This is a genomic window from Herbaspirillum sp. UBA812, from assembly GCF_002296545.1.
Taxonomy (GTDB): domain Bacteria; phylum Pseudomonadota; class Gammaproteobacteria; order Burkholderiales; family Burkholderiaceae_D; genus Herbaspirillum; species Herbaspirillum huttiense.
Genome location: NZ_DBIC01000372.1, coordinates 1 through 5,194, shown reverse-complemented (window position 1 = coordinate 5,194; position 5,194 = coordinate 1). Strand labels below are relative to the sequence as shown.

Annotated in this window: 5 protein-coding genes; 3 read left to right on the top strand and 2 right to left on the bottom strand. The window is 65.2% G+C overall.

Features of this window, described 5'->3' with window-relative positions; genetic code table 11:
• The 3 genes from B3873_RS24530 to B3873_RS24520 all read left to right on the top strand — a co-directional run.
• Positions 1-207, top strand: a 207-nt coding sequence (locus B3873_RS24530) for an ATP-binding protein (protein ID WP_286869610.1), incomplete at its 5' end; no start/stop codon positions are given.
• Between the two features lie 41 nt (positions 208-248).
• Complete coding sequence (locus tag B3873_RS24525) at positions 249-839, top strand: response regulator transcription factor (RefSeq protein WP_034334304.1); 591 nt, start codon at positions 249-251, stop codon at positions 837-839.
• Positions 840-843: 4 nt separating this feature from the next.
• Positions 844-1,734: an AEC family transporter gene (locus B3873_RS24520; protein WP_039790100.1), complete on the top strand. Its 891-nt coding sequence runs from the start codon at positions 844-846 to the stop codon at positions 1,732-1,734.
• A gap of 28 nt (positions 1,735-1,762) precedes the next feature.
• Here B3873_RS24520 and B3873_RS24515 read toward each other — a convergent pair whose 3' ends face one another.
• Together B3873_RS24515 and queG are read right to left on the bottom strand one after the other, a co-directional pair.
• Complete coding sequence (locus tag B3873_RS24515) at positions 1,763-4,189, bottom strand: penicillin acylase family protein (protein WP_286869607.1); 2,427 nt, start codon at positions 4,187-4,189, stop codon at positions 1,763-1,765.
• A 27-nt stretch (positions 4,190-4,216) separates the two neighbouring features.
• Positions 4,217-5,194, bottom strand: a 978-nt coding sequence (gene queG / locus B3873_RS24510; protein WP_286869606.1) for a tRNA epoxyqueuosine(34) reductase QueG, incomplete at its 5' end; no start/stop codon positions are given.

Here is a 5,194-nt window from a genome sequence, read left to right as displayed (position 1 = left end):
GACCAGGGGCACGGGATTGCCGAAGAAGTGGCGGCGCGCCTGTTTTCTCCCTTCTTCTCGACCAAGGCCGAGGGCATGGGCATGGGCTTGAACATCTGCCGCACCACCATCGAATTCCACGGCGGCACGCTCACTTACACCGATAACCCGGCAGGCGGTACAATCTTCCGGTTTTCGCTGCCCGCCCAGAGCGGACAGCCACAATAACGAGACGCCTCTCCCACACTGGATTCCCGCCCCGCATACCGATGCTGCACATAGTCGACGACGAAGAAATCATCCGCGATTCGCTGACCTGGCTGGCGCGCTCGCGCAATATCGCCGCCATCGGCTATGAAAGCGGTGCCGCCGTGCTGGGTGCACTGGCCCATGCCAGCGGCATCGACGCCGAGGGCGAATGCCTGCTGCTGGACGTGCGCATGCCCGGCACCAGCGGCGTGGCGCTGTTCAATGAACTCAAGACCAAGGGCCTGCTGCACCGGCGTCCGGTGATCTTCCTCACCGGTCACGGCGATGTGCCGATGGCGGTGGACATGCTCAAGAACGGTGCCTTCGATTTCTTCGAGAAGCCCTTCAACGACAACCAGTTGATGGACCGCGTGCTGGAAGCGCTGGAAAGTTCGCGCGCCGGCGGTGCCGAGGATGCCGTGCAGAGCCGCCTGGCGGCGCTGTCCGCGCGCGAGCGCGAAGTGCTGGACCTGATCCTGGCCGGCAAGATGAACAAGGTCATTGCCGATGAACTGGGCATCAGCATGCGCACCGTGGAAGTTCATCGCGCCCACATCTTCGACAAGATGAACGTCAAGACTGCCGTCGAGCTGGCACGCCTGCTGAAGTAAGCACGTGGAGATCCTCAACCTCCTGCTGCCGGACTTCAGCCTCATTGCACTGGGCCTGCTGATCCATCGCATTTCCAACTGGGGCGAAGAATTCTGGGCCGGCATGGAGAAGCTGGTCTATTTCATCCTCTTCCCTGCGCTGCTGTTTTATTCGACGGCACGCCTGAAGGTCGATCTCTCGGTGACCGGCGGCATGGTGCAGACGGGCGTTGCGGCGCTGCTGGTGGGCATTGCGCTGACCTGGCTGGGCAAACCCTTCCTGCGCGCCACGCCCATGACCTACGAGTCGGGCATGCAATGCGCCTTTCGCTTCAATTCCTATATCGCGCTGGCACTGGCCACCCGCATGGCGGGGGAAGAAGGCGCAGGCCTGATGGCCATCCTGCTGGGCTTTGGCGTGCCCCTGTGCAATATCGCGGCCGTCCATGCGCTGGCGGCAAAAAACAGCAACCTGCTGCGCGAGCTGGCCCGCAATCCCTTGCTGGTGGCGACTGCTGGCGGGTTGACGTTTTCTGCACTAGGGCTGCATTTGCCGGAAGTGGCCAGCGTAGTGCTCTCGCGGCTGGGCGCGGCTTCCATTGCGTTGGGCCTGTTGATGGTCGGCGCCGGACTGCGGCTGTCGGGCTTGAAAGAGAGCAAGCCGGTAGTGGCCTGGTTCATCGTCATCAAGCTGGTTGCGGTGCCGCTGGCCGCTTACCTGATCGGCATGCTGCTGCAGCTGCCACCGCTGCAGTGGCGCATCGTGGTGCTGTTCTGCAGCCTGCCCACCGCCTCCAGCGCCTACATCCTCGCCGCACGCATGGGCGGCAACGGGCCCTTCACGGCCTTCCTCATTTCGTTCGGGACGCTGCTCTCGGCATTGACCATTCCGCTCTGGCTGGCGCTGGTGCATTGATCCTGCCGCACCAGGCCAGCCCTGCTGTCTAGCGCACCGGCTGCACCACGATGCGGTGCTCGGTGACTTTCTCGATGGCTCCGCGGGAATACAGCAGCGGGAAATACTCGCCCTTCAACCACTTGTCGGCCAGATCGCGATAGTGCGGACTGTCGGGGTCACCCGACTGGCCCGGGGCATTGACGGCCCAGGAATTGTCCCAGCGGCCTACGTCCACCACCACGCGGAAGGAGGGCCCGTTGGTCTGGCGAAAATCATTGACGCGATAGGTCGACTGATTGGGCGAATAGGCCCCGCCATGCTTGGGCATGGGTCCGACATTGAGCTTCTTGCGGGTCGCCTCATCCACCACATCGGCCAGCGGATGCGCCATCAGGTTGTGGTGCAGCTTGCCCCATTGCCATTGCGCCGGATCCGCGCCTTGCAGCTTGGCCAGTTCGGCCCAGGCAGCACCGAGGCTGGCGAGCAGCACCTGATCGCGCCGGACGCGCGCCTGCGCAGCATCGGCCCCGAAGGCGGGTACCGGGTTTTCCAGCGTATCGAGCAGCACTGCCGTATCAGGCGCCCCCATCGCATCGGCGGCCGCCTTGGGCAGCACGGCTTCCTTGAAGGCCTTGCCCAGATGGCGCGAGAGCCAGACTTCGTACAGCGCCGGCTGCGCGGACTCGCTGCGTTCCACGTAATCCCACTGGCCCAGCATGGCCAGCGCAGCGCGGGTGTTGGCGTCATCGGAGGACAAGGGCTTGAGCAAGGCGGCCAGGCGGCGTGCGGGGATGGCCAGGTCATCGTTCTGCAGCCGCATGGAATCCTGCAGCGAGACCTTGGGCAGGCTGGCCAGTACTTCGCTGATGCGGGTGAAGCGCGAATTGTTGGTCCACTCGAATCCGAGCTTGCGCTCGCGGTAGGGATAATGGGCAGGAAGATTCATCTGGTTGGCCGAGGCAAACCAGCCCTGCGCCGGATTGTAGGACGAGGGCAGCTGGTCGCCGCGCCAGAAGCCGGACCATTCATATCGCCCGTCACCCGGCACCGGTAGCAGCCCGTCCCAGTTGGGCCGCTTCGGTGCCAGCCCGCCCGGCACCCAGCCGATGTTGCCTTTGGTGTCGGCATAGACCTGGTTCTCGGTCGGCGCGCCCCAGTTCAGCATGGATTGCTTGAAGTCCTTGAAATTGCGCGTGCGCATGTAGGCGATGCTGCCGAAGTAAGGCGACATGCCCGGCTCCAGCCAGCCCGACCTTACTGCGTAGGCCAGGTGTTTGGCCTGATCGACATAGATCACCGGACCATGGCGCGTGAAACTCAGATCGGCCACGGCGGGTGCGCCGTTCTTGATGCGCACCGGTTCATGCAGTACGCGCATCGATTCCCACTGGCCCTGATAGCGGTATTGCTTCGGATTGTCGGGATTGAGCTGGTAGACGTAGAGGTCTTCCTGGTCGATGTTGAAGATGGTCAACCCGAAGGCGATGCTGCCGTTGTGGCCGATGGAGATGCCCGGCAAGGCCGGTTCGCCGGCCCCGATGACGTTCATGCCCGGTGCGCTCAGGTGGGCGATGTAGCGCAGCGACGGGGCCGAATAGGCGCGATGCGGATCGTTGGCCATGATGGCGCGGCCGGTGGCCGATTTCGACGGGGCGATGACCCAGTTGTTGCTGCCTTCCATGGTCTCTTCCGGATTGACGGCCGGCTCGATGCGCACCAGCTGGGGGTCGCCTGCCGTGGTGGCGGCGTTCAGGCTCTCCTTGGTAATCCGCACGCCCTGCGTGGCCAGCGTGAAGACCTGCAGCAGGTCCTTGGGCAGGCAGGGGTCCAGGCCCTCGGGCATCCCGGCGGTCCAGGGCGGGGTCAGGCCGGAGCGGATTTCATCGGATTTCAGATCGGCCGCGCACGCCACCTTGGCGCGCGCCACTTCGCTTTGCAGGTTGCGCGTGAGGCCGTGGCTGCGGATGCGCACCACGTCCTCGGCCTGCCACTTGGCCGGCAGATAGCCCAGCTGGCGGAATTCGTAAGGCAGTTTTTCCTGATGCAGGGAGACGTAATCGATATACGCATTGATGCCTTCCACGAACGCCTGCGCCACGCTTTCCGCACCGGGACCATAGGCGGCCCATTCGCGCCGCATGTCGCCGCGGTAGAGGAACAGCCGGGTCGCACGGTCCTGAGGCAGATAAGCGGGACCGAACACTTCGGAGAGCTGGCCCAGCCCGCGCCGACGCCACAGGTCGATCTGGAACAGGCGGTCACGCGCGGCATTGAAACCCTGCATGAAGAAGGCATCGCGCTCGCTGGCGGCATAGATGTGGGGTACGCCCCAGCGGTCGATGAGGATCTCGGCGCGCTGCTGCAGGCCGGGGATGGCGATCTTTTCGGTCGATGCGGGCTGGGCACTGGCCGCCAGCGGCAGGCTCGCAGCCAGCGCGCTGGCCAGCAGGACGGCGCGATTCAGTCTGGGCATGGGGTGTCTCCTCCTTGTTGGGAGGGGTCACTCTACTCCATCTGCTCCTGCGACTCCATGGACTCCATGACGGGCCAGCGCCCAGGCCACATGCTCGGCCACCAGCGCTGACGGATGATCCAGGCGCGCCCGCAAGGCCGCCACGATCTCCGCATCGCCCCGGTGCGAGGGCGCATCGGCCGCATTGCCCAGCCCGACGGCCAGGTTGCGCAGCCAGCGTTCATGGCCGATGCGGCGGATGGCGCTGCCTTCGGTGTTCTTCAGGAAGACCTCTTCACTCCAGCCGAACAGCTCGACCAGGCTCGCCCGGTCGAGGCCATGGCGCGGATCGAAGTCCGGCAGGCTGGCACGCTGGGCGAACTTGTTCCACGGGCAGTAGAGCTGGCAATCGTCGCAGCCATAGATGCGGTTGCCGATCAGCGGACGCAGGTCTTGCGGGATGCTGCCCTTGAGTTCGATGGTGAGATAGGAGATGCAGCGCCGCGCATCCAGTTCATGAGGCGCGACGATGGCCCCGGTCGGGCAGGCCGTGATACAGGCGCTGCACTGGCCGCAGTGCGAGGTGACCGGGTCATCCACCGGCAGCGGCAGGTCGGTCAGCATCTCGCCCAGGAAGAACATCGAGCCGGCCTCACGATGCAGCAGCAGCGTATGCTTGCCGCGCCAGCCCAGCCCGGCCTTCTCGGCCAGGGCCACTTCCATGACCGGGGCCGAATCAGTGAAGACGCGGTAGCCGAAGGGGCCGATGCGGCCCTCGATGCGGGTGGCCAGCTGCTGCAGGCGGGCGCGCAGGACCTTGTGGTAATCGCGGCCGCGCGCATAGATCGAGACCTGGGCGGCCGCCGGATCGGCGCTGCGCGCCTCTTCGCGGGCACGCCAGTCAGGTTGCTCGGGCTGATCCGGATCGGCGGCGGCCGGCAGGTAGGGCATGCGCACGCTCACCACGCGCACCGTGCCCGGCACCAGTTCGGCCGGCCGCGCCCGTTTCAGGCCGTGGCTTGCCAT

What these genes read in the sequence shown, in the direction of transcription:
- B3873_RS24525 (WP_034334304.1), top strand. Translation starts at nt 249, where the DNA reads ATGCTGCACATAGTCGACGACGAAGAAATCATCCGCGATTCGCTGACC.
- B3873_RS24515 (WP_286869607.1), bottom strand. Translation starts at nt 4,189, where the DNA reads ATGCCCAGACTGAATCGCGCCGTCCTGCTGGCCAGCGCGCTGGCTGCG.